General features: G+C 39.7%; 23 protein-coding genes. 6 read left to right on the top strand and 17 right to left on the bottom strand.

Annotated features, from left to right (window positions below):
• Positions 1 to 10: 10 nt before the first annotated feature.
• From NMG86_RS14385 to NMG86_RS14350, 8 genes are all read right to left on the bottom strand, one after another.
• On the bottom strand, positions 11 to 1,846 hold the full coding sequence (locus NMG86_RS14385; RefSeq protein ID WP_026797925.1) for an NAD(P)H-quinone oxidoreductase subunit F: 1,836 nt from the start codon (positions 1,844 to 1,846) through the stop codon (positions 11 to 13).
• Between the two features lie 383 nt (positions 1,847 to 2,229).
• A complete protein-coding gene (locus NMG86_RS14380; RefSeq protein WP_026797924.1) occupies positions 2,230 to 2,481 on the bottom strand; it encodes an alpha/beta hydrolase in 252 nt (83 codons plus the stop codon).
• Positions 2,482 to 2,500: 19 nt separating this feature from the next.
• Entirely contained in the window at positions 2,501 to 2,890 is a 390-nt protein-coding gene (locus NMG86_RS14375; RefSeq protein WP_237747618.1) for a matrixin family metalloprotease, read from the bottom strand.
• A 478-nt stretch (positions 2,891 to 3,368) separates the two neighbouring features.
• On the bottom strand, positions 3,369 to 3,971 hold the full coding sequence (locus NMG86_RS14370) for a TerD family protein (RefSeq protein WP_026786392.1): 603 nt from the start codon (positions 3,969 to 3,971) through the stop codon (positions 3,369 to 3,371).
• Between the two features lie 12 nt (positions 3,972 to 3,983).
• Positions 3,984 to 4,559, bottom strand: a complete 576-nt coding sequence (locus tag NMG86_RS14365; protein ID WP_026786393.1) for a TerD family protein — start codon at positions 4,557 to 4,559, stop codon at positions 3,984 to 3,986.
• Positions 4,560 to 4,774: 215 nt separating this feature from the next.
• A complete protein-coding gene (locus NMG86_RS14360; protein ID WP_158442159.1) occupies positions 4,775 to 5,038 on the bottom strand; it encodes an alpha/beta hydrolase in 264 nt (87 codons plus the stop codon).
• A 31-nt stretch (positions 5,039 to 5,069) separates the two neighbouring features.
• Positions 5,070 to 6,335, bottom strand: coding sequence for an IS701 family transposase (locus tag NMG86_RS14355; RefSeq protein ID WP_026796362.1), 1,266 nt, complete (start codon positions 6,333 to 6,335; stop codon positions 5,070 to 5,072).
• A 67-nt stretch (positions 6,336 to 6,402) separates the two neighbouring features.
• A complete protein-coding gene (locus tag NMG86_RS14350) occupies positions 6,403 to 6,963 on the bottom strand; it encodes an alpha/beta hydrolase (RefSeq protein WP_052338734.1) in 561 nt (186 codons plus the stop codon).
• 94 nt (positions 6,964 to 7,057) lie between these two features.
• Here NMG86_RS14350 and gcvH point away from each other — a divergent pair, with 94 nt between their 5' ends.
• The 3 genes from gcvH (at position 7,058) to NMG86_RS14335 (ending at position 9,210) form a co-directional block, all read left to right on the top strand.
• The gene (gcvH, locus tag NMG86_RS14345) at positions 7,058 to 7,435 is read left to right on the top strand and encodes a glycine cleavage system protein GcvH (RefSeq protein ID WP_026786395.1); all 378 of its coding nucleotides are present in this window, start codon (positions 7,058 to 7,060) and stop codon (positions 7,433 to 7,435) included.
• Between the two features lie 60 nt (positions 7,436 to 7,495).
• A complete protein-coding gene (locus NMG86_RS14340) occupies positions 7,496 to 8,029 on the top strand; it encodes a sll1618 family protein (protein WP_026786396.1) in 534 nt (177 codons plus the stop codon).
• 107 nt (positions 8,030 to 8,136) lie between these two features.
• Entirely contained in the window at positions 8,137 to 9,210 is a 1,074-nt protein-coding gene (locus tag NMG86_RS14335) for a class I SAM-dependent methyltransferase (protein ID WP_026786397.1), read from the top strand.
• A 31-nt stretch (positions 9,211 to 9,241) separates the two neighbouring features.
• On the opposite strand, the gene NMG86_RS14330 is transcribed toward NMG86_RS14335, so the two are convergent.
• The gene (locus tag NMG86_RS14330) at positions 9,242 to 9,838 is read right to left on the bottom strand and encodes an REP-associated tyrosine transposase (protein WP_237747617.1); all 597 of its coding nucleotides are present in this window, start codon (positions 9,836 to 9,838) and stop codon (positions 9,242 to 9,244) included.
• Between the two features lie 250 nt (positions 9,839 to 10,088).
• The gene (locus NMG86_RS14325; RefSeq protein WP_026797921.1) at positions 10,089 to 10,949 is read right to left on the bottom strand and encodes a GUN4 domain-containing protein; all 861 of its coding nucleotides are present in this window, start codon (positions 10,947 to 10,949) and stop codon (positions 10,089 to 10,091) included.
• A gap of 262 nt (positions 10,950 to 11,211) precedes the next feature.
• Here NMG86_RS14325 and NMG86_RS14320 point away from each other — a divergent pair, with 262 nt between their 5' ends.
• Together NMG86_RS14320 and NMG86_RS14315 are read left to right on the top strand one after the other, a co-directional pair.
• Complete coding sequence (locus tag NMG86_RS14320; RefSeq protein WP_051319473.1) at positions 11,212 to 12,687, top strand: ATP-binding protein; 1,476 nt, start codon at positions 11,212 to 11,214, stop codon at positions 12,685 to 12,687.
• A gap of 251 nt (positions 12,688 to 12,938) precedes the next feature.
• Complete coding sequence (locus NMG86_RS14315) at positions 12,939 to 15,680, top strand: two-partner secretion domain-containing protein (protein ID WP_158442157.1); 2,742 nt, start codon at positions 12,939 to 12,941, stop codon at positions 15,678 to 15,680.
• A gap of 207 nt (positions 15,681 to 15,887) precedes the next feature.
• On the opposite strand, the gene lnt is transcribed toward NMG86_RS14315, so the two are convergent.
• Positions 15,888 to 17,510, bottom strand: coding sequence for an apolipoprotein N-acyltransferase (gene lnt / locus NMG86_RS14310; RefSeq protein ID WP_043936970.1), 1,623 nt, complete (start codon positions 17,508 to 17,510; stop codon positions 15,888 to 15,890).
• A gap of 21 nt (positions 17,511 to 17,531) precedes the next feature.
• Positions 17,532 to 18,776 (bottom strand): MFS transporter, encoded by a 1,245-nt coding sequence (locus NMG86_RS14305; RefSeq protein ID WP_026797920.1) that lies wholly within the window; start codon positions 18,774 to 18,776, stop codon positions 17,532 to 17,534.
• Between the two features lie 370 nt (positions 18,777 to 19,146).
• Between NMG86_RS14305 and NMG86_RS14300 the strand changes: the two genes are divergently transcribed.
• Positions 19,147 to 21,507 (top strand): glycoside hydrolase family 31 protein, encoded by a 2,361-nt coding sequence (locus NMG86_RS14300; protein ID WP_026797919.1) that lies wholly within the window; start codon positions 19,147 to 19,149, stop codon positions 21,505 to 21,507.
• 156 nt (positions 21,508 to 21,663) lie between these two features.
• Here NMG86_RS14300 and NMG86_RS14295 read toward each other — a convergent pair whose 3' ends face one another.
• From NMG86_RS14295 to NMG86_RS14275, 5 genes are all read right to left on the bottom strand, one after another.
• On the bottom strand, positions 21,664 to 22,839 hold the full coding sequence (locus NMG86_RS14295) for a homocysteine biosynthesis protein (RefSeq protein ID WP_026797918.1): 1,176 nt from the start codon (positions 22,837 to 22,839) through the stop codon (positions 21,664 to 21,666).
• Between the two features lie 69 nt (positions 22,840 to 22,908).
• Entirely contained in the window at positions 22,909 to 23,835 is a 927-nt protein-coding gene (gene crtB / locus NMG86_RS14290; protein WP_026797917.1) for a 15-cis-phytoene synthase CrtB, read from the bottom strand.
• 30 nt (positions 23,836 to 23,865) lie between these two features.
• Entirely contained in the window at positions 23,866 to 25,302 is a 1,437-nt protein-coding gene (gene pds / locus NMG86_RS14285; protein WP_043936972.1) for a 15-cis-phytoene desaturase, read from the bottom strand.
• Between the two features lie 191 nt (positions 25,303 to 25,493).
• Positions 25,494 to 25,916 carry a type II toxin-antitoxin system VapC family toxin gene (locus NMG86_RS14280; RefSeq protein ID WP_026786405.1) on the bottom strand — a complete coding sequence of 141 codons (423 nt, stop codon included), beginning with the start codon at positions 25,914 to 25,916 and terminating at the stop codon, positions 25,494 to 25,496.
• Complete coding sequence (locus NMG86_RS14275) at positions 25,903 to 26,166, bottom strand: FitA-like ribbon-helix-helix domain-containing protein (RefSeq protein WP_026786406.1); 264 nt, start codon at positions 26,164 to 26,166, stop codon at positions 25,903 to 25,905. Before NMG86_RS14275 ends, NMG86_RS14280 begins: the two co-directional genes overlap by 14 nt.
• Positions 26,167 to 26,197 lie beyond the last annotated feature (31 nt).

Genomic DNA, 26,197 nt, shown 5'->3' with positions numbered 1-26,197 from the left:
GGGAAATCTTTTAAAACAAATTCAGCGTAAAAAATCCTAAAAGTAAAGTCACTCCCAAGATAATTGTCAAAGCATAAAACTGGGTTTGGCCAGAAACGTTGTATTTCAAACTTTGTCCACTAAAAATCGTGGCTATTCCCACTAGGTTGACAAATCCATCAACGATATAGCGGTCAATCCAATACATTGTATTAGAGATTAATCCGACTACAAAAATAATCGTGACTCGATACAGTTTTGCGGTGTAAAAATCGTAAGCAAAGAAGTCTTGTACTGCTTGAGATGGCAGTTTAACAGGTTTTTGCCAATTACTATTCCAATAAATCATAGCACTGAGTCCCCATCCTAAAACCGTCGAGGTGATTAATAAACCTGCAACTGTTAGATTAATAGTTTCCCATTCAGGTAATAAATTCCATTGTTTTAATAACAAAGGAATATGTAGACAAAATCCCGCTAAAATTGTCATAGGTAATACCATCGCCCATAACACTTCCGGGGAACGGGTAGTCATTTGTTTGGGTTTTCCGGTAAAAATCAACCCAAATTCACGGGTTAAACTAAAGACGGTTAAACCATTAACTAAAAACAGGCAAAGAGCAATGGCGGGTTGAGTGTTCCAGAGGGTTTGTGTTAACTCTAATATCGTCCAAAAACCGCCGAATGGAGGAACAGCAACTAATGAGATAATTCCGACTAAAAAACACAATCCCGATATCGGACGGCGTGACCATAAACCGCCATATTGGGTTAAATCTTGGGTGATATTATTACTAATAATTCCCCCGGTGGTCATAACTAATAATGCCATCGGTAAAGCATAGGTAAATAATAGTGAAAGAGCCGCTTGAGTTTGCCCAGTTCCAACGGCAATAAATGTGATGCCCATATAGGTACTGACGGAATAGGAAAGGGCGCGTTTAATATCAATTTGAGCAATAGCAATACAACTGGCTCCCACGGAGGTTGCTAACCCAATAAATACCATGGTTGACATTACTAAAGGAGACAAGGCTAAAACGGGCTGCATTTTGACTAATACCCAAGATCCAGAGGCAACGACAACAGAACTGCGTAAAATCGTACTAGGAAGGGGGCCTTCCATGGCTTCATCTAACCATAAATGCAGGGGAAATTGGGCACATTTTCCTAGTGGCCCCGCCAGTAATGCTAACCCTAATAAGGTGGCAACTTGGGGATCAATTTGGGCGGTTTTTGACCATTGGGCTAACTCCGTAAAATTCCAAGTTCCGGCCAGAGGAAATAGGGCGACTACTCCCATTAATAGGAATAAGTCTCCGACCCGTTTGGTTAAAAAGGCATCTCTAGCCCCGGTGACAACCAAGGGTTGGTTAAACCATAATCCTACCAATAAATAAGTTCCTAATGTGAGGATTTCCAGAATAATGTAACTGTAGAACAGGGAATTACACAGGACTAACCCACATAACCCGGCTTCAAATAGGGCTAATAAGGAATAAAAACGTGCCCAACCCCAATCCATCTCCATGTAACCGACGGCGTAAATTTTGGCTAGGAGATTTAACCCAGTAATTACTAAGGTGGCTGCAACAGTGATAACAGAGATTTCTAGGGGAATATCAAGGTTGAGATTAACGATACTAAACCAAGGAATGATTAACTGTTGAGGAGGTTGACCCCAAATTTCTGTTAGGGCAAATAACCCATGCAAAAAGGCGAATAAGGTGGTAATTATATTGACATATCCGGCTGGACGGGGGCCAGTGCGTCGAATAATGGAGGGAAACCAGAGGGTAGATAACAAAGCTCCGATTAATGGGTAGCAGGGTATCAACCCAATGGTTTTTAGGAAAAAATCAGTCATTGGTGCGACCTATTGATTAGTTTGCAATAAAGATGAAGATGGAGAATTACCTTGGGGGAAAAACCTTAACCCAAGAGCCTTATTGTTTTTTGAAGTCGCTGGGACTTGAAAAAGCAACATAGATTTTTTACTGTTGAATGTAACTATACCATAGACATTAGTATATGAATAGATCTGGAGGTACATCAACATAACAGATGTATCTGATAAATATTATAAATTTTACTTATGTTTAAGTCCCTCCTCCCACCTTTCTTTAACACTTGATACTTTTTGACCCAATAAGAATATAATTCATGTCATAGCTAACTTTTAAAAAATCACTCCAATTGTAATATAAATTTATTTGATAACAAGCCAGTAAATCTACAATAGAGAAAGATTTAATTTTTAATAATTTGGATAAATTCTTTTAATATTTGTTCATAGCGATCGCCCGCAACTTCACTAACATCATTATGATCAGCCCCTTCCACCCAAAAGGACAATTTAGGAGTATTTACGGCGGCAAATAATCGTTGTCCATGACTAAAAGGAATCACTTGATCAACTGTTCCATGAATCACTAAAACCGGAGCTTTAATCAAAGGAATTTTGCTGAGATTGGGAAACTTATCAAAAGGATATAAAGGCAAGTATATATTAATAAATTAATCATTTATTCTTGGCTCTATAACGGCGAATAGCAGCGTTCATTAAGTTAATTTGCTCTGCATGAAATGAGGGAGGCATTAAATTATGAATGGTATGATTCAATCCATCGTGCATAACGTCTGTGGGCAATGTAGAATGATCCAGTCCTAGTGTATGTCCGATTTCATGGGCAATAGTATTGGCAATTAAGTTAGACAAGTGATTAACACTAAGGTTAGCATCGTAAGAAGCATAAAATACTTGGTCAATGCGGATAATTGCACGGTCTGTAACCATTCCTGACAGAAAACTAGCCACTCCTAGATAGTTAACAGGTTGGTTGTCAGCAAATATATAGACGTGAGTAAAATCTTCTCCCCACTCTTTAGGGTCGGGGAGATCTGAAGTCAAAAATACGTTGACACTTCTCAAAGCACCATAGAGTTTTGAAAAGGCATCTATAAAAAGAGTAGTGATCCCATCCCTATTTTCCGGTGCGACATCCATTCCCGACACATCTATCCAAATGCAACGACGAAACTCGTGATCTGGGTTTGTGAGAGTTCGCCCGCAAGAAGGGCAAAACTCCCACTGAGGCTGAATCCGAGATCGACACCCTGGACATCGGGGTTTAGATGGCCTAGTCAGGTCAATACGCTGGGAAAGGGGCAGTTTAAGCTGGCGATTGTGTTTGGTTAGATCCAGGCGATCATACAGAGACATTTACTTAGAATGGGGATTTTTTATGATCATAAATTTTTTTGAGCTAATTTCAGCTAATGTCCTTGCCGAAAAATATAGGATATTTCGCTGCATCAACATCCGTCAGAGAGACGGATGCTGATTAGATTAACATTCAGTTGATTTTCTTTTGGCACTCAGCGAATAGTTAGCCATAGGATTTAACAATTTCCACTAAACCGTTCACACTAACACCGTTGCCAATTGCAGCCAATTTCCAATCATCGTTGTGCTTGTATAATTCAGCCATGAGCATTCCGGTCATACCTTTGTACTCAGATCCCGATAGGTTATACCGAGCCAGTTCTTGATTGTTGGACATATTAACTAAGCGCACAAAGGCATTTTTTACCTGTCCGAAATCTTGTTTGCGAGCTATACAATCGTAGATATTAACCGTGAAAATCAGTTTTGTAATCTGTGATGGTATTAGAGATAAATCCACAATGATTTGTTCATCATCTCCCTCTCCTGCACCCGTGAGATTATCGCCTAGATGGGTAATTGCTCCTGAACGGTGGTTGAGATTGCCAAAGTAAACGACATTAGCTATATCATTGACTTTGCCATCAGCATCTAAACAGATTATGGAGGCATCAAGATCGTAGTCTGGACTATTGGTGAAAGCACCAAATAAACCACCACCCGTTTTTTTGACCACATCCCAGCCTAGTCCGCAAATCAGTTTTTTGAGTCCTGGTGCTTCTTTAGAAAGCGAGATCCGTTGCCCTTTTTGTAAATTAATTCCCATTGGTTTTGCCTTTTAGCTATAGCGATCAAGTAATGTTTGTAAACCGCCTTGATAACCTGCTCCCACTGCATTCAGACGCCACTCTCCGTCTTTACGGTAGAGTTCAGCCATAATTAACGCAGTCTCAATTGAATAGTCTTCAACCAGGTCATAACGGACAACTTCTTGTTTTGTCTCGGCATTTACGATCCGCACAAAAGCATTTTGCACTTGTCCAAAGTTCTGATGCCGTTGTTGTGCTTCGTGGATCGTCACAGTCACAATAATTTTTTGGATGTCAGCAGGGATTTTTTTGAGGTTGATTTTGATAACTTCATCATCACCTTCACCCACACCCGTAAGGTTATCTCCGGTATGCTGAACCGATTGATCAGGGTCGGGACTGGTGAGATTGTTGTAAAAAATAAAGTGATTATCTGAAATCAGTTTTTCATTGGCACCCAGCAAAAACAAGGATGAGTCTAGGTCAAAGTCGGAACCTGTGTCTGTAACTTTAACGTCCCATCCTAGTCCTACGAATACCTCGGATAATCCCGGTGCGATCTTGTCGAGAGATACGCGCTGCCCTTTGGTAAGTGAAACTCCCATGATTCAGTTTTCCTCTGTATTAGATTAGTTATAAATAAGACTATATACGGAATTATAGATGCCCTAGGCTGTATAAGTCAAGATCGTTTAAAATACAAAAAACTCAGCGCCTGATGGGACTCTTACAGAGTAATTATAAAAGTAAAAATCTTTTGATAGTAGTAGTTAGAGGTGCTATAGTCCGCAAAAAAAATACCACTGTGGATCAATAAGATTTAATTTTTCAGGATTTGGATAAATTCTTTTAATATTTGTTCATAGCGATCGCCCGCAACTTCACTAACATCATTATGATCAGCCCCTTCCACCCAAAAGGACAATTTAGGAGTATTTACGGCGGCAAATAATCGTTGTCCATGACTAAAAGGAATCACTTGATCAACTGTTCCATGAATCACTAAAACCGGAGCTTTAATCAAAGGAATTTTGCTGAGATTGGGAAACTTATCAAAAGGATATAAAGGCAAGTCTATTTTCACCCGAAAGGTGCTAATGGGACTTAAACAAAAATCAAGCCCAAATCAAGCCTAAACTTGCTTTGTAGGCTGCAAATACATCCCTATTATTCTGGAGCCACTCCACAAATCGAAAGGAAATCGCTGTGCGGAAGGCTTCAAGGGCATCAGCAAATGTGTTTAAAGGTTTGTTAGCCCATCGACGTCTTAACCCTCCAGTTAAACTATGCCAGAGAATAAAAGTATAGGCACAAAATACCAAAATCCAATGTCTGATTAGACTTCTTTTATCTCGGACTTGATATTCTTTCAGCCCCAACCAACCCTTAGCTTCCCTGTAAAAAACTTCTATCCAATTTCTTTGTGAATAGGTCGTTACTATCCATTCTCCTGTGGCTTTTGATGCCTCAACATTAGTCATTAAATAATCAATATCACTGGCTTGGTCGAAAGTGGCAGCATTCATGACGATGGCTATTACTTTCTTCCCTGCATACTTTGATAATTCAATTTCTTTTGTTGCTACCCACACAGTTCTGGGTTTTTCTAGTTGGAGTTGAATTTCACTAAAAGCTCCTTGGGGCAACGATTTGGCTAAATTATCTAATCGAGTTTCCTCTGTTTTATCTTCCCCCTTTTTGAGGATTACCTTTCGATTCTTGGCGACTCCCCCTATATATTTTAATCTTTTTTTCTCTAACTCTTGTAAAAAATTTGTGTTATTTCCATACCCGGCATCTGTTAGCACAATTCCCGGTTGATATCCTCTCTCTAAGCTCCTTTCTATTAATTCTAATGCTATTTCCGGTTTCTTTTTAAATTCCGGGTCAGCTTTTCCTGACGGTAATGACTCGGCTTTTTGATATAATTCTATATCTAATGGTAGGCTTTTTTTGCCATCGTATAGATGGCTCGTTACTGCTACGATTCCATTGTCGGTTTTTCCGATTTCTCCGATGTATTGTCGTCCCACTCCATCAGTAAAGTTCCCGCTTTTTCGATGTCCTGAATCATCAATAATTAGGGCAAATCCCCGACTAATCTGGGTTTGCTTACACTGATTCATCACCTCCAGGCGACGCTGATTCAGTTTCATTGCTAACCAGGGAGCTTCGGTTAAAAAGTGGTGTAATCGGTGGTAAGCTACTCCTACGGAGTTATTCGCCATTTGCGACAGGTTTTTTCGCTCACTTTCTCCCAATAATCCCCCTAAATAGTTCCTAAATTCCCGTTTTTGGGCAAGATGACCAAATATATCGTCAAATCTTTGACACCATCGGTCAAAGCAGGGGGGCATCGCTGCCGGGGTTGTCTCTTTCATTCGTTATTCTTGAATGTTATGTGCTTGCTACATAATCATTATCATCTATTTCTTCCCTTATTTTTGTTTAAGTCCCACTAACAAATGCACTCTCAAGAACCAAACCCGCCACAGGTTTACGAGATGCCAAATCAACCGATGGCCCCCCACCGACTGAACGACCATAAACAATAATCTGATTCGGAGGAATTTTTAACTGTTGTGTGAGATAATCATAAGCAGTATCAATGGCTTGATAAGTACCTAGTTCTGAGGGTTCTCCTTGACTCATGCCATAACCGGGATAATCATAGGAAAAAACCGCAAATCCCATCTGACGAAGTAATTCTAATACAACGCGAATATCTCCTAAATCTTCCGCATTGCCATGACTATAAAGAATAGTATATTTAGCTTTAGGATTTGGTAAATATAAGGCTGTGATATTTACACCCTGCTCTGTTTTCAGGGTTAGGAATTCTGGAGTCAGTTGATAGCTAGAAGGTTGAGGGATAAAAATTAAGCGTTCTGAATAGAAATATGCCCAAACCCCAACAGCTACATACAAAATTATCAGAAAACGGATCATGCGTTTTAGGGAAAAGTCACCAATAATAAAGCGTTTGATCAAAGTCTGGCGGTTGATCATGTTATTTACAAGGTAAAGCTGTTTTTATTCTAATTTTGTAGTTTAATAGATTTGGTGAACAATTAATCTAGTCAATACACTTTGAGGAATCAGCATGACATCCTATCCTGAAGACCTGAGATATTTAGATAGCCACGAATACGTCAGACTTGATGGTGAAATCGCCACCATTGGGATAACTGAGTTTGCTGTGAGTCAACTTGGAGATATTGTCTTTGTGGAATTACCAAATGTAGAGGATGAAATTGAGAAGGGAGAAAAGTTTGGAACAGTTGAGTCTGTGAAAGCCGTGGAAGAATTGATTTCACCGATAGGCGGTATAGTGATTGAATGTAATACTACCCTTGAAGATTCCCCTGAAATTCTATCAGATGATCCCTATGGAGATGGATGGTTAATCAAAGTTAAAATCACTGATTCTAGTGATTTAGATGATAGCTTATCCGCAGAACAATATCAAGCCTTAGTTTAAGGCGTTTAACAGAGGGTTTTGGGTTTTAGGTCTGTTCAAAGTCTTGATTAAAAAATATCTATGACCGATTTATCTATATCAGTTCCAGAAAATGTTACCTTTGAGCAAGGGATAGAAATTACTGAACTGTTGTTAAATACACTAGAAGAAAACTCGTTATTGGAGGCTGAAATTACACGGGTGATCACGGAGTTAGTTAAAACTCATAATGGGGCTAGGGGCTTTTTTGTGACTTATTTAACCGATGCTCGTTCTTGTTTTGATCAGCCCATTGTTTCTCTGATTCAAGCCTTAGAAACTTCGCCGGAAATTGTGTCAGACTTACTGGTTAAAAATGTGGCGATGTCTGCAACAATGGTTATCTATCATCATCGACATAATAACCTAGAAATGCAGGAAAGTTCACAACGGGTTGTTCAACGTTCTTCTAATTTAATTCAACAGTTGAATTTTTCCCTTTTGCGATCGCGGCTTCAACAACTATTCAACAGTGTTCAAACCGGAGCAGGAAGCTATCAAGATTTCCTAGAACGTTGGAAATATGATTCAGAACAACTGGCGGCTATAGTCAAGATTTTAGAACGCTTATTATAGTCATTCTAAATCCAAAAACAAGGAATAGTAATTAAACTCTACCTCTCCTTACTTTCGGAGAGGGGAGAATAATTTTTCATTCAATTAAAGTTACCAAAAATCATCTTATGAATTCTCATCCCTCCCTCAAAACCCTCGGCTGTTTAGGAGATGTTACCCTAGAAGCGGATCAAGTCCGTTTAAAAGGATGGGTAACTTCAATTCAAGGTGAACCCATAGAAGGGTTTAAACTAATTATTGGGGGTCAAGAAATCACCCAATTCAAAATCGAAAAAAACCTGCCTAGTCCCGATGTTTATAAACTATTTCCTACCTTACCTAACGCCAACCAAGCTCGATTTTTAATTTATATTCCCATAGAAGTGATTGCACCGAATCAATTTAATACTTTAGTACAATTAATTCCTTTATTCAAGGGAGAGGAAGGAGAAATTTTATTCAATTTATTAGAATCTAGTCTTCCGGTTCCCGATAAAGAAGATCGGGTAGGAGTGGGAGGAAGTTTTAAATTTGTCGCCTGTGATTTTCTGGGTCATTTTGTGAATAAAGCCCAATTAAAACCCCACGAATCTATTTTAGATGCCGGATGTGGCGTGGGTCGCATGGCCTATTCCCTCGCCTATTATTTAGATGATACCGCCCGTTACGAAGGGTTTGATATTGTTGAAAAATGGATTAACTGGAATCAATCTGTTATTCATGAACATCGACCTAATTTTAACTTTCAATGGGCGAATATTTATAATAAACGCTATAATACAGAAGGAACAATTCAGGTAGAAAATTATGATTTTCCCTATTCCGATGAACAATTTGATTTTGTTTTCTTAACTTCCGTATTTACCCATTTATATGCCAATGCGGTTCAAAATTATCTCAAAGAAGTTTATCGAGTTCTCAAACCAGGAGGACGGTGTTTATGTACATTCTTTTTGTTAAATGAAGAATCAGAAGCTCTAATTAAAGCCGGAAAAAGTTCTCAAAATTTAATCCATGAATTTGAAGACTCATTTTTCTCAAATTTAGAAATTCCCGAAAGTGATATGGGTCATCGAGAAGTATCAGTAACACAGTGGATTGAAGCATTAGGTTTTACAGTTTCCGCCAAATATTATGGGTTATGGTGCGGACGAACTCCCGCCACTAACTACCAGGATATATTAATCTTAAAAAAACCGTAGTAAGCCCTTCAGGGCTTTCTTTATTAATTAATTAATCATCCCAATCCTTCCCATAATCCTTAACCGGATATTGCACCCAAGCATCGCGTAACCATTCACGACCATAATGTTCAATATACCAATGAACACTACTTTCTTCCCAATCATAAGGAGATGGAACATAATCATGTTTAACCGGATTAAAATGGAGATAATTTAAAGTTTGATAATAATGGTTATCATTGCGAATCATCCGGTCTGAAAAACTATACCAAATCTTGCGTTTTGTAACTTGGTCTTCTAAATTCCAGTAGCGAGAAGTTCGCCTATGAATAATATTAAATAAACGGCTTAATTCTGGAAATTTATCAACATAAACCAACAAATGATAATGATTAGGAAGAATAATCCAAGCCCGGATATCAAAACCCGCATTAATAAATTGTTCAAAAATCAAATTTAATAATTCTTGACGACGATGCGGCGTTGAAATATAGGGTTGATGTTCATAACAAGCAACGGTTAATAAATAAAAAGCTTCAATCTGAATAGGATGGGGAGGTGAGTGCGGCGGAAATCCTTTAGCTAACCGTTGTTTAACCAGTTCTTTGCGTTGCTCAGGTGTAAGTTTACGATATTCATACATCATAAAAGTAGTAAGCCCTTCAGGGCTTTCTCCTATATTTATAAGTTTGAGAAGATTAAGCCCTAAAGGGCTTACTACTATTATTTTAACACCTGACATCATAAAAGTAGTAAGCCCTTTAGGGCTTTCTCTTATATTTTTAGGTTTAAGGGGATTAAGCCCTGAAGGGCTTACTACTATTATTTTAACACCTGACATCATAAAAGTAGTAAGCCCTTCAGGGCTTTCTCCTATATTTATAAGTTTTGGGGGATTAAGCCCTGAAGGGCTTACTACAGGTGGAGAGGCGAGAAAAGATTAAGGATAAATTTTCGTTTGGGGCTGCATTCCCTACACCATAACAGGCTCGTTTTCGCCAACAAATAATAGGTAAATGTCCTAGCGGTGCATTTAGGGTAAAATTTAGTTCTTCATAATAAAGCCAACTTTCTTCCCGACGCCAACCAACTTGATCACAAAATTTTGGATAATCTCCTTCTAAATCATAGAAAATTTGCCATTGACTTGTTAAACTAAATAATCCCTGACTATAATATTCCCATAGCCAGTTAATGGTGTTTAAATCCGTACAGGGAAACTGTTCAATATCTTCTGGTCTTAACCATTTTTCGGCTTCTCTTTCGACAATATATAAAATCAATTCCCAGGTATATTCATCGGCGGTTTTCCAATCTCCATTGGCTAATAATTCGCTGAGTGAACTGTAGTCTATGCTAACTTCTGATTGGGGAAAATCTGGATAAGATGGCGGATTTATATTGACTAATAATTCAGGGTTAATGGTTTCTAAATAATGTAATATCTCTGTCAACAAATTCTCTAAATTTTGTCTTTCTAAGGTAGCTTGTTGTAGTTGATTTTCCAAGGATTCTAACCGAGGTAAAAGGTCGGCAACGGTCAATCTTTTTTTTGATTTAGAAATAGTTTTATGTTTAGAAATATCGACGGTTTGGAGACGTTTCCAAGTTTGTTTTGCCCAGTCTAAAGATTTTTGATCCTGTTTTAAATTTTCTGGTATAGATAGATGGATTTGTAAATCCCATCCACAGACTACACAGGTTTCTGGAATCGGTTTTTGATAGTCAAAGTCACAGACTGGGCATTGAAAGCGCATGGAAAATAGAGATTAGGGGGTTTGTCGTATGTTAACATTACCTCACCCACCAAACTTTATCCACTGGTTTCCTGTCTTTTCCTAACAATATTGTATGATTTGAATATCGGGTTTATCTTCAGGGAGTCTGGAGGTAAGCCAGGAGAAAGAAATAATCAGTCATATCTCTTTTATAGAGATCAGTTATCCAATCCCATTTTTAAACAATTTTTCAAAGGTAATCAATAGTGAATTTTACCTATTTATTGAGGGAGAATAAGTGATGAGTGAGTCCGAATCAACTAATATCTTAATTGTTGATAACCATTCAATTGACCTACAAATTGTCCGAAATTTATTTGATCAAAAACAGGTTAATTTATTGTGGATAAATTCAGATGAAGTTGCTGTTTTTATGGAAAAATCCTCCCTAGTTGATTTGATTTTCATTGCGGTTTCCATGCTGGGTGAGAATGAATTTATGTTGTGTCAACAATTGCAGAGTTCAGGTCTAAATATTCCGATTATTTTAATTACGACCGAAAAACAAGCTACCATCAAGACTTGGTTGAGTTTGGGGGTTATGGATTATTTGTTTACTTGTTTAGATACAGAGGAGTTTTTACTGAAATTAAACAACTATTGGAAGTTAGCTGAATATCGGAAAGAAGTTCGGCAAAATTTGAATCAATTAAAACAAGAATTAAAAACAGAGAGACGGGAAAATTTACAACTTAAAAATATCAATTATCAATTAGAAATAAAGGTTGAATCCAATCAAAAAGAATTACAAAAATCTATTACAGAATCAGAAAATAATAAAATTGCTTTAGAACAGTGTTTCAATAAAATTAAGATTATTCAAACTCAATTAGTCAATAACGAAAAAATGTCAATTCTCGGACAAATGTTAGCTGGAATTGCCCATGAAATTAATAATCCGGTTAATTTTATTTATGGAAATCTAGCTTATGTTCAAGAATACACTGATAATCTTTTAAAGATTTTTGAACTCTATCAACAGTATTATTCTAATCCCCATCCGGTGATTCAACAGGAGGTAGAAGCGGTAGAATTAGACTTTATTTTAGAAGATTTGCCGAAGATGTTAGAATCAATGCAGGTGGGTGCAGAAAGGATTCGAGAAATTGTGCTAAGTTTACGCAATTTTACCCGTCAGGATGGTTCTCAAATGAAAGCAATTAATCTTCATGAAGGAATTGATGGCACCTTAATGATTTTACAAAATCGGTTAAAACGAAAACAGGATCATCCGGCAATTCATGTAATCAAAGAATATAGTTCCTCTTTACCTTTAGTTGAATGTTACGGGGGAGAAATTAATCAAGTTTTTATGAATATTTTAGCCAATGCTATTGATGCAATTGAAGAAAATAATCAACAAAAAAATATTGAACAATTGCAGGTTAATCCTGGTCAGATTTTGATTAAAACTGATATTATTAATGATCATAATGTTACAATTAAAATTAGTGATAATGCCGGGGGAATGACTGAGGAAATTTTAGCCCATCTATTTGAACCATTTTTTACTACAAAGCCTGTAGGTAAGGGTACAGGGATTGGTTTATCTATCAGTAAAAATATTGTGGTTGAAAAACATCAAGGTAGTTTACAATGTATTTCTACCCCAGGGAAAGGAACAGAATTTATGATTGAAATTCCCATTACTCAGGAAATGCCGACCCAAAAACAGGGGTATAAAAAACAAGTTTCTATTTTAAATCAGGGAAATTAATTAATCATCTATTTTGCATCGACTGTAGTTTTTAAACCTTCATTACATTCAAGGAATTAGACATGAAAGTTTTAACTTCTGACTATAGCAATCCTAAATCAGTTGTAATATTTCCATCTATCTCGACCCCTCCCAACCCTCCCCTTAGTAATGGGAGGGCTAGGGTGGGGTTCTATATTCTGATCGCAAATCATTTAAGATTGCTATATTTACTTGAAAACCACAAATCTCTTTTAAAAATAACATTGATTTTGTTGGCATTTCCTCTGATTAATAGTTGGAATATATCAAAAGCGATCGCTCAAATCATACCCGATCAAACCCTGCTTCAAAATACTATTATTACCCCCAATGGTAGTATAATTAAAATCGAAGGCGGAACCCAAAATGGGATTAACTTATTCCATAGTTTTAAAGACTTTTCAGTTCCCGAAGGTGTGGCAGCCTTTTTCAATAACTCCGTGGATATTAAAAATATTATTAGTCGGGTTACTGGCAATAATATATCTAACCTCCAAGGTTTAATTCAAGCCAATGGCACGGCTAATTTATTCTTAATTAATCCCAATGGAATATTATTTAGCCCTAACGCGCAACTCAATATTCGAGGGTCTTTTACCGCTAGTACCGCTAACAGTATTATTTTTAATCATGGTGGTGAATTTAGTGCAACTAATCCCCAAGCACCGCCCCTATTAACCGTTAACGTTCCCATCGGGTTACAACTGGGAAATCAACCGGGTGCTATTACAAATCAATCCCAGGGTTTAGGCATAGGAGTTGATGGCAAAAGTGCAATAACAGGATTACAAGTACAACCCGGTCAAAATATTAGTTTAATCGGGGGAGATGTGATTTTAAATCAAGGTTATCTGACCGCTTTTAATGGTAGAATTGAATTAGCAGCCCTAAAAAATGGTACTTGGTCTTTACAACCCCAGCCAGAACAATTCAATACTCCTAACATTCAATTCGGCTCGATTCAATTATTACGTCAAAGTCAAATTGATACCAGTGGAGCCGGAGGGGGATTAATTACCATCCAAGGAGGAACGGTTTCCCTAACCGATAGCTCTCGGATTCTTGCTAATACCTTAGATGCACTCAATGGGGCTGGTATTCAAATTCAAGCCGAACAATTTCAATTAGATAATCGTGCCTTTATCTCCTCCTCAACCATTGGCACAGGAAACGCCGGAGATATTAATATTAAGGCGAACAATTCAATTGATTTATTTGGAACTGAGCCCCTATCCTTCATCGAACAATTATTATCAGAAACCTTTAGTCCCACTAATCTTTATGATGGTATTTTTAGCGTCAGTGCGGGTCAAGGAGCATCGGGAAACGTCACCCTAGAAACCCCCCAAATCCAGATTCTGAATGGGGCGACTATTTTAACCCCCACCGTGGGCAGTGGGTCAGGGGGAAATATTACCCTATTAGCCTCGAAATCCGTTGATATTAATAATGGTTCCATGGTGGTCACCGGAACCATTAGTACCGGAAACGCCGGAGATATCAATATTTTTACCCCCCAATTGCGTGTCCTCCAAGATGGCTATATCATCACCAGTCCTGGGCGTTCCGGGGAAGGCCAAGGGGGAAATATTACGGTGAATGCCGATACCGTAGAACTGCGGGGGGTAAAATCGGGCGTGACTTCCCCGGGGGGATTATTTACCGCCACCCTGGGAACTGGAGGCGCGGGAGATATCACGATTAACAGCCGTGAACTGACCGTTGCGGAAGGGGCGCAGGTATCCGCTTCGGCTGCGGGGGCTGGGAAAGGAGGTAATTTAACCGTGAATGCGGAATCGGTACAACTGCGGGGAGTGTCGGAGGATGGGCGGTTTTTGAGTGGGTTACTCACTTCATCTTCCCTGTTGACCGTTCAGGGAGAAAAAGGTACTGCACCCGCCGGGGATTTAACTGTTAATACTCAACGGTTGGTGGTGCAGGGGGGAGCCCAAATTTCGGCGGCTACCGGAGGGGAAGGGGCGGCCGGAAATTTAACCTTAAATGCCTCGGAATCCATTGATGTTGTGGGGTTTGCCACCAATATTGATAAATCCGTAGAATCCGTTTCCTTTGGAACCATTGGCGATGGTATTGTTCCCAGTTCGATTGAGTCGAATACCAGTGGGGCGGGTAGTGCGGGGGATTTGCGGATTAATACTGGACGGTTAACGGTGCGAAATGGGGCAGAAATTGGGGTGCGGGGAACCAATGAAGGTGCCGCGGGTAACTTAGAAATCCAGGCAGATAGGGTTTTATTAGATAATGAAGGAACCATTAGTGCGGCCACCGTCGCTGGAACCGGGGGAAATATTCGGTTACAGGCGCGAAGGGTGGAACTGCGACGGGATAGCCAAATTACCACGAATGCCAGCAACGCCGATGGGGGAAATATTACCCTGGGAACTTCTAATTTAGTGGCTTTGGAAAATAGTGATATTACCGCTAATGCTCAAGCCGGGAAAGGAGGACAGGTGATTATTAATGCTCAAGGGGTGTTTGGAACCCAGTTTCGAGAATTTCAGACTCCCCAAAGTGATATTACCGCCACCAGTGAGTTAGGGGCCGCATTCAGTGGGGCGGTGGAAATTAGTAGTCCAGAAGTTGACCCGAGTGCCGGGTTAGTGGAATTACCTAGTAATTTAGTTGACCCCACCACCTTAATTGCGACTCGATGTTCGGGAAATCAACAAAATCAATTTGTGATTACCGGACGGGGGGGTTTACCCGCGAGTCCCAATGATGCTTTGGGTTCTGAACCGACGGTGATTAATTGGATTAATCTGGTTGAACCCACGACAGCATCCCTCGTAACCCCAAAATCCCCTGTGGAGACGCGCCATGGTACGTCTCTACGGCGAAACATTCAGGAGGCCCAAGGATGGATAGTTCGGGCTGATGGAGTAATTGAATTAGTTACTAATCCTCCTCATGGTAAGCCACAACCTGCGGGTGTGTTACCTCCTCAATGTTAGGGTAATGGGTAATGGGTAATGGGTAATGGGGAACAGTGGTTTATTTTTTAATTAATAAGTACCTAAACAAAATTAATTACACATCCTCTACCCTGTTCCCTCCCCCCCTAGCCCCCCGTGCACGGGGGGTTTGGGGGGCTGTTCCCAGATCCGGTGTTCCCTCTCTCAACTAGGTAATTTATTTTGTGCAACTACTTAAATTAATAGTTAACCATAACGGTCAATCTTAAATAAAAATAGGGTTGCCCCTGCAATTAATAATACAGGCATTAGCCAATCCCCCCAACGGACATAAAGGGTTTGGGTCTGATCACGATAGATTGTATCAGCATAGAGTTGATATATATTCTGATTTGAAATCCACTGAGTCCTCCCATGGGGGTCAATAAAGCCCGAATATCCTGTATTTGTAGCCCGTATTGTCCAACGATGATTTTCAATGGCTCGCATCACATCTAAGGCATGATGTTGAGCTAAAATTGTATAGGAATAGTAAGCATCATTAGAAGCCGTAATCAGAAATTCTCCCCCCTGGGCAGTTTGGCGTCTGAAATGTTCTGCAAAGGCTGAATCATAACAAATTCCCACCGTAGCTTGACCGAAAGCAGTCTGGAATTGTTGATTGGGTTTACCATGAATTAATGTGGCTTCTAAGGGCGATAATCTGCTAATAAATTTGCCTAAAATTTCACTAAAGGGGATAAATTCCCCTAAAGGAACTAAATTAGCTTTATCATATTGACCGATAATATTTCCTTCCCCATCCATGGAAAATAAACTATTAGTATATCCATTTTCTTTCAAGGCAAAACTTCCCACAATAGCCGGAACTTTTTGCTTTAAAACCGCTTGATAAAAAGAACTATTTTGTCTCTGATTCGAGTCAGTCCAGAAAAAAGGTAGGGCCGTTTCTGGAGTCACTACAAAATCTACTCCTTGATTAGCTAAAGTAATATATCCGGTTGTATAGCCATTTAGGGCTTGTAAAAATCCTGAATAATTTAATTTAACTTCATTGGCAATATTTCCTTGAATAATTCCCACTTTTAACGCCTGGTCTGGATTTTTTTGTAAAGGAATGCTATATAAAATCAATCCCAATCCATGGGCAAAAATCAAAAATAATACCGCTAAAATTAATAATAAATAGGAGTTTTGATCTTGAGTCTGAGAATAACTTTGATCTCGATTTAAGATTAATCCTTCTGCAATTAACCCATTTACAATTAATAAAGTGGCGGTAATAGTTGTCGGGCCAGAAATTTGACCTAAGTGTAAAATAATCAGATTTCCAAAACTTTGGGTGTAGGACAAAGAAGACCACCATAAAGCAGTCGAACTCCATAAAAATTCTAACCCACACCATAAAATTGTGGCAATTAAAACTCGGCTTAATCCTAGGTAAATCTTAGAGAATCTTTGAGCCAATTGAGCCGATAAAATTACAAATAATCCCGTCCAAATTATTACTAAAGCAGTCCCCCAAAGGGTGAGAAAACTCCAACAAAATATAGTAATCGCTAAACTCGCTAACCAGGGAACTCCTAACCAAGTCATCGGATGAATTCCCGTAATCCAAAATAAGGCGGTTCCGTAATAGCCGATTCCCCAAACTAAAGCTAATATTAAAGTAATTTTAAATCTCGCAAAACTTCCCCCACTTAACAAGGGGGGGTTAGGGGGGGTAAAATTCGATAAAACATTAACCCATAAAGGAACTAAGGCCACCCAAGCTAATCCCCAAAGTCCCCAAGGTTCGGCAGCTACCCCCATTAAAACCCCTGCTATTCCTGTTAATAATAAAGGCTGAATTAGTTCTCGTTTGTTCATAAATAATGACAAAATTCGGGATTAATTTAAACTATAGATATCTTTAGATTGACCGAAAGCAAACTTGAGAGAAAGGCGAATAGTTTTATTAGAAAAGGTAGCAAAACTAATTAAAGCAATTAAAGCTAAACCCGCATCTAAAGCAAACATAACTGAATAACCCAACTGTTCGGCAAAGATGCCAAAAATAGGGCCAGCCAGGGCAATTCCCAGATCAAATCCAGTTAAACATAAGGAGAAAAATTGACCCCGTTGTTCAGGTAAACATCGATCAGTAATTAAAGTAATCATCATCGGAAGCACAACCCCGGCCCCCATTCCTTCGAGTAATGCAGCCAATAAAATAATATTACTGTGCATAGTTTGGGAGAGGAGTAACATCGCTAAAAAATAACAGATTAATCCCCCAGTAATAAACAAACCTCGACCATAACGGTCAGAAGCTCGACCCGTAGGAATACGGACTAAAAAACTAGCGATCGCGGCGGTACTATAAAATAATCCGGCATTAAAATTTAACCCAGATTCTTTCACCGCCAAAGGTAAAAATGTGACTAATGTTCCAAAAATTAAACCCACCATTAATAGCACAAATGCTGGAATTCGTAGGGGGGGACTCCATAAGGTTTTGAAAAACCATAACCCCTTTTCTAAGAGAGAAGTGGAATCGGCTTTTGTTGTCGGTTTATTGTGTTGGGGTTCCCAAACTTGGCAAATTCCTAAAAATGCTAAAAACGCAAACCCACTACTGGACAAAAAGATCGGGTCATACCCCACCATCGCTTGCATTTCCCCCCCCACCGCCGGGCCAATTGCCATCCCAATCGGAGCCACTAAACTCATATATCCAATCACTTCTCCCCGACGTTCAACGGGTGCTATATCGGCAACTAAGGCACTGTAACCGATGGTAAATGCCGCCACACTGATCCCATGAAAGGCTCGTAAACTCAGTAGTGATGGAATCGACTCAGCAAACAGATATCCCAAAGGAGCCATCGTCCCCACTATTGTTCCGATTAATAAGACTAATTTGCGACTTTTGCGATCGGCTAGGGGGCCAAACCAAAATCGAGACGGCAATAAACCCAAGGCAAAAGCCCCCATTACCCAGCCAATTTGTTGTGTCGTTCCGCCAAGAGATTCAATATATAATGGTAGGGTTGGTAATAGTGTGGTGATACTTGTCCAGAAACATAAACCTGCAATAAATAAAGCCAGCAAACTGCGTTGACATTTGGGTTCAAACCTGCGAAAAGCGTTCAAAATACCTATTCCTTAATATTAATATTAACAATTTGTTGATTAAACCAGATAGCCGCCAAACCATTATCCAATTCAGTTAATTGTTCTAAAGTTTGCTCCAAAAGAATAAAATGTAAAAAATTCAGAAATGAGATCAAGATAACGGGGGAAACAAAAAAACATTGCTGTTAATTATAGCACATTATTTTCAATTTTAGAGAGATCATAAAAAACAATAAACTCTATTTTTAAAACTTCGTTTATTATACCTCAAAACTGAACTTACTCATCTTTCTTCGTGTCTTTGTGTCTTTGTGGTTTCTTCAAAATCCAAAAATCAATATTTTCAGTTTATGTGATAATATAGAATTAAAATAAAAACCCTGTTTCTATGCCTCAATATTTCGGACAGTTACACGCCCTAGAACCAAATTGGTCAAAAATTGAAGCGGTGCAAAGTGTAGAAATAGGCGATCGCTATTTTCTCTTTAACTGCGGAAATGTCTATGTTAAAATTAGTATATTAGCCAATAATTTAATTAGAATTCGTTATTCCCCTTCTGGTAATTTTCTTCCCCGTCGATCTTGGGCGATTAATTTAGATGATAGTGCATGGCAACCCACTCCTTTTCAAACTCACCAAACCGAACAAACCACAGAAATTATTACCGAAAAAATTAGAATATCCGTTCAACATTATCCTTGCCGAATTGAATGTTATGATCTGCAAAATCAACCCTTTGCCACCGATACAGAATTAGGGTTTAGATGGCAACAAGGGTTAACAGTAGTTGAGAAAAAAATTGAACCGGAAGAACATTTTTATGGCTTTGGAGAACGTACCGGGTTTTTAGATAAAACGGGAGAAATAAAAACTAATTGGACAGTTGATTCTTTAGATTATGATGCCTTAACCGATGCCATGTATCAAGCAATTCCCGTATTTATGGCTTTACGGCCGGAATTAAGTTATGGCATTTTTTTAAATAGTACCCATTGGAGTCGCTTCGATATTGGGGTGAAAAAACCAGGGATTTTGCAGATGGAAACCCAAGCCCCAGAATTAGATTATTATATTATTTATGGCCCCAAACCGGAACAAATTCTTAATACTTATACCCAACTAACCGGACGGATGCCCTTACCTCCCCGTTGGGCTTTAGGTTATCATCAATGTCGTTGGAGTTATGAGTCAGAAACCGTTGTTAAAGAACTAACAAAACAATTTAGAACCCGCAAACTTCCCTGTGATGTGATTCATTTAGATATTGATTATATGCAGGGATATCGAGTATTTACCTGGAGTGAAAAACGGTTTCCAAATCCAGAGAATTTGATTCAATATTTATCTGAAAATGGCTTTAAAACCGTGACCATTATTGACCCAGGAGTTAAATATGAACCCGAAGCAAATTATACTATTTTTGATCAAGGATTAAAACAGAATTATTTTATTAGAAAACCCAACGGAGAACTATTTCATGGTTATGTTTGGCCAGATAAAGCTGTTTTTCCCGATTTTTTAAATCCCCAAGTCCAAAAATGGTGGGGAGAATGCCATCAAACCTTAACAAATATTGGTATTGCGGGCATTTGGAATGATATGAATGAACCCGCCATTGATGACCGTCCTTTGGGGGATAAAGGAACTAAAATTACCTTTCCTTTAGATAGTTTACAGGGGCCAACAGAAGAAAAAACAACCCACGCCGAAGCCCATAATTTATATGGGTTAATGATGGCAAAATCCAGTGCCCAAGGGCTGTTAAAATTGCGACCAAAACAGCGATCTTTTGTCTTAACTCGGTCGGGTTATGCGGGTATTCAACGCTGGTCATCGGTGTGGATGGGGGATAACCATTCGATTTGGGAACATTTAGAAATGTCTCTCCCAATGTTATGTAATATGGGGTTATCGGGGGTAGCATTTGTAGGTTCTGATATTGGCGGTTTTGCGGGCAATGCTACACCGGAATTATTCGCCCGTTGGATGCAATTGGGAATATTATATCCGTTGATGCGAGGTCATTCCGCTTTATCGACTTCCCAACATGAACCATGGGTATTTGGAGAACGAGTTGAACGCATTTGTCGAGAATATTTAGAATTACGCTATCGTCTTTTACCCTATCTTTATAGCTTATTTTGGGAAGCGACACAAACAGGAAACCCAATTCTTCGTCCCCTATTTTATCACTATCCTAATGATACCAAAACCTATACTTTATCCGATCAAGTTTTATTGGGTTCTGCGATTTTAGCCGCCCCAATTTATCGTCCAGGGATAGAATGTCGGGCGGTGTATTTACCCGCCGGAATCTGGTATGATTGGTGGACAGAAAAACCCTATTCTGGATCACAATATATTTTAGCAGATGCTCCTTTAGAACGGATGCCTTTGTATGTGAAAGCGGGTTCTATTATTCCTTTACAACCTGTGATGCAATATGTGGATGAAAAACCGATTGATTGTTTAACTTTTAAGGTATTTCCTGGGACTGGAGAGGGAATTTTATATGAAGATGATGGTAGTTCTTTTGAGTATATTCAGGGAATTTATTCAACAACAAAATATCAAGTTTATCAAGAAAATCAAGAATTAATTATTGAAATTGAACCCCGTCAAGGACAATGGACTCCCCCTGACCGTGAGATTATTATTGATGTGGTGGGAGTGGGAGAACAGCGTTTTCAAGATGACGGTCGGGGGAAAATATTAAGGTTTAGTTTTATTAAGGATCAGAATCCTTAGCGTTAATAACTATATTTCATAAGTACCTAAACAAAATTAATTACACATCCTCTACCCTGTTCCCTCCCCCCCAAGCCCCCCGTGCACGGGGGGTTTGGGGGGGCTGTTCCCTCTCTCAACTAGGTAATTTATTTTGTGCAACTACTTATGAGAGCATCAATCTAAACTAATTTGAGAACCCCAAATGTTTTGTGGAAGGAAAGATCGATCTTGAGAAATAGAAGCAACGGGTTCTGTTAGGGTAAAACTACCAGATTCAATCCATTTTTTTAACTCTTGTGCAACTTCACGAGAACGGGAAATACTTGCTAGGGGGGCGGTTTTGATGGTTTTGCCTTCTATAGAAATTTTACCTTTTTTTAGTTGACCATAATTTACTAAACCAAAGGTAGGACGGACTCGCCGAGGAATTGCAAAATCAATTACAGGCGCCACAATATCTTGATCGGAAACGGCACAACGAGCAATTACATCTTGATTCAAAACTGGTAACGGAATTCCTACTCCTAACATTAATGAGGAGCCGTAATTTTTGAAATAACAACCCCGTACCCAATAGGGACTCATTTGTTTCGCATCTCCAATTAATGCTAAGGTCGCTGCCGGGCCGATGGGAGTACGATTTTCTAACCGTTTTTGCAGGGGAAAATGTTGGGTTCCTTCCCAAGTAATATAGCCAATTCCTCCTCCGATAAAAATTTTAGTCCCAATGCCAATCAGTTGTAAATCAGGATCATTTAGCAAAGGGTTTAAGGCGCCAGGATTAGAATAAACCGCATTGCCTAAATAGGGTTGTAGGGGGCCAAGATAAGTATATAGAGGGTGCTCGCCTCCATTTACCCCAACAATAAAATTTTGATAGAGATTGCGAGGATTAAATAAATAAAATTGGTTAATCGTATCTCGGGTGATGGTGGTTTCAAAGGAGTTCCGAGGATAACAGTCAGAAACCACGCCGGAGGCTTTCAGATGAATCGGTTTTCCGGCAATTAAATCTTCAATAACGTGACCTCCACCGCGTTCTCGGGTTTCGTCCGCGTCTTCGATCATTTGTGCCGCACCCAAATATAAATCTACCGCCCCAAAGCCACTATAGGCCAGAACCCCATCTAACCAACAGGTTCTAATATTAATCGGGGGATCGGTATGACCTAAGTTAATCACAGCACCCGAACCTTCCATCGGTTCAAAAGTTCCGGTCGTAATCACATCCACCTGTTCAGCAATTTGGGCAATATTGTCGGGGGTAACTCGGGCTTTGAGTTCTTCTACTGTCCAAACAACGGCACGATTTTGAATGATTTTATCATTAATTTCAGAAATAGTTTTCATTTTAAATCTTTTGGATAAGACCAATTAACCAGGATAAATTTAGCCCCAAATTAACCAGATCTAAAACTCCTACAGCACTTTAGATCGCAATAAGGCAATCGGTAATGAAATCATTTTACGAACTTTAGGAACATAAGCCCGTTTACTAAATACATCATAGTGATTGCGTTCAATCGCATCTAAAATTTGTCGATATAAAATTAACGCCGTCCAAACAGGCCCGCGAATATCCTGATTTAAAACACTAATTCCTCTTTCCGCTTCAACATAGAATTTCCGCGCCCTCTGAATTTCAAAGCGCATTAATCCTCGCCAACGCTCATCCACAATCCCCTGGAATAAATCCGCTTCTGTATAGTTAAATAAAGCTAAATCATCTAGGGGTAAATAAATTCGGCCCCGTCGCGCATCTTCCCCCACATCCCGCAGAATATTGGTGAGTTGATTGGCAATTCCTAAAGCGATCGCCTCTTGATCAGGAATTATAATTTCTGGGTTAGGATTCCAAGGGGTAACAATAGGAGGTTCTATACCCATCACCGCCGTTGACATTAACCCCACCGTCCCCGCCACCCGATAACAATAGAGTTCCAACTCCTGAAACGTCTGATAGCGGTTGCGGTATAAATCCATCCGTTGACCCGCAATCATATCTTTAAAGGGTTGAATATCCAACGGGAAACGATGGAGGGTATCCACCAAAGCCACATCTACATCATCCCTCGGATGTCCGGCAAACAATGCCTCTAGGTGTTCTTCCCAACGATCTAAGGTTTCCTCCGTCGTCGTCGCTGCCATTGGCCCATCGACTAACTCATCAGTTCGACGACACCAAACATAGATAGCCCAGATAGCTCGACGCTTGGCCGATGGCATCAATTGAGTCCCTAAATAAAACGTTTTGGCATACTCCGCAGTAACCTGACGGCAGAGTTCATAGGAGTCTTCCAAAGATGCCAGAGTTCTCATGCACGGAGTTTTAGAAAGTTGTAGCATTCGTTATTCTGCTGACCGACAGTGGATAAGCTAGGAAGGGATAGAAGTTGGGGAAGCAACATTAATATCGGGAGTCGCTAAAGCCGGAAAACGATTAGAAGTGAGATCTTCTTGAATCGCCTGTGCAGTTAGCTTACCAGAAAGCACAGCCCCTTCCATACTGGCGAGATAACGCTGCATCGTGTAGTCTCCACTCAGATAGAAATTAGGGATCGGCGTTCTTTGGGAGGGACGATGGGCCTGCCTTCCCGGGGTTGCTTTATAAACCGAACGGGGGGTTTTCACGACGTGGGATTTTAGCAATTTGGCTTTATGGGGAATTTCCTCGGGAAACAGTGTTTCCAACTCTGCCATCGTCGCTGCCACGATTTCCTGATCCGATTTACTAATCCAATCCTTTGCCGGAGCCAATACCAATTCCAACATAGAACGGTCAGGATGGGAATACTCTTTACAGGTATTACTCATATCCGCATAGACGCTGAGTAGGGGAGAACGGGAAAACAGCAAATGGTCAACATTTGTTAACTTACGATCGAACCACAAATGCACGTTAATTACTGGAACCCCTTCTAAGCCCTCTAGCTGTTTGAAATAGTCCATTTGTTGCCAAGGTTGGGGTAACATCACCTTCAGGGGGTCAACGGGCATGGCGCAAACGTAGAGATCGGCCGTTAAAACTTCGTCGGCGGTATCATCTAACCCGCGAATTAAGAATCCGGTGACGCTTCCATCTGGGTTGAGTAAGAATTCTTTAATTGGAGCATTCAAACGCACTTCCCCCCCCCGTTCGGTGATGTAATCTACCATAGGTTGACACAAACGTTCCGTGGGAGAACCATCTAAAAATGCCATTTTAGAGCCGTTCTTTTCTTGAAGAAAACGGTTTAGGGCGGTTAAAATTACCGTTGATGAGATTTCATCGGGGTTGATAAAATTTAAGGCTTTAGACATAGCAATAAACACTTCTTTCTCAACCCTGGGCGGAACATTCTGGAGTTTCAGCCATTCGGAGAAAGAATATTTATCCATTTCTTCAACATATTTCTGGCCCTGGAGGATGGCGGGAATTAATCCTAAACCAAACCGGATTTTTTCCGGCCAGGTCAACATATCATTATTACGGAGAATAGCAACCATCCCGTTAATCGGGGCGGGAAGATCGGGAAAATCAAACCGCGAATAGGTTCCAGGTTTCTCCGGTTGGTTGAAGATCATGGAATGTTCTTTCCATTGCAGCCGATCTTCGATGTCCAATTCTTTGAATAACTGCAACACATTCGGATAGGCGCCGAAGAAAATATGTAATCCGGTTTCGTACCAGTCGCCGTCTTCATCTTTCCAGGCTGCGACTTTTCCACCTAAAACGTCCCGTCGTTCTAAGACGATAGGAGTGTGACCAAGATCGGTGAGATACTTGGCACAAGCCAGTCCCGCTAAACCTGCTCCAGCGATCGCAACTCGCATCAATAACCCTTGGTAAATGTTTTCTTAATGTTTTTTCTGATTATACGTTACATCTTGTTACATTCAAACCAAACCAGATCAAAAATTCTGCGAGGAGGTCTGGGAGGAAGGTGTCAGTAACGATAGGGGGACGGTAAGATTAATGTTGATGATGTTTGACAAAATTAGAAAAATTTTGGTCTTCTGTGAGTTTAGTCGGATTTCCAAGGATTAATAATTGTCAGACCACAGCCTTCAAAATCAGAAACATTTCGAGTCGCAAGAGTCGCTTGGTGAGTATAACAAATGCTGGCTATTTGAGCATCAGCTTGGGAGATGGGTTTACCCATTCGTCTTCTTTCGGTGGCAATTCTAGCAAAAGCAATTGCTGCTGTTTCATCAAACGCTAAAATCCGCCCGGCAAAGTCTTCAGCAAACATCAATTCAGCCGATTTACTAAGTTCTGTTTGGCGTTTTCCAGAGGGTAACAAAGCAATCCCATAAAGAATCTCAGCTTGAGTAATGGTTGTGGTAAAAAGATTGGTTATGGGTTGTGCTGCGACCCATTGACGAACCACTAACGAGCCTTGGGAGTGCATCACTTCGGACACTACATTCGTATCAAGGACGATCATATAAATCTTCAAAGTTAGGAGGTTCGCGTAAGGGTTCCCTCGTAATCGTTGGAAGTTCAAAATCGCCAAAATGGGCAAATCGTCGTTCAATTGCTAAGACAAGATTTAAGGGTTCGAGACGGTTTTCTGTCAAGACAGCACGGAGAATTTCTTTAGCTTCTTCTTCGAGGGAACGACCATAATATTCGGCTCGCTTTTGCAGGCGATTTTTTAGGTCATCATCAACGTTTTGAATTGTGATATTTGTCATAGTTAATTTAATTATCAAAACTATATTAATT

It is taken from the genome of Planktothrix rubescens CCAP 1459/22 (assembly GCA_904830895.1).
Classification (GTDB): Bacteria; Cyanobacteriota; Cyanobacteriia; order Cyanobacteriales; family Microcoleaceae; genus Planktothrix; species Planktothrix agardhii.
The sequence above is the reverse complement of the archived record's forward strand: the minus strand, read 5'-3'. Positions and strand labels throughout refer to the sequence as shown.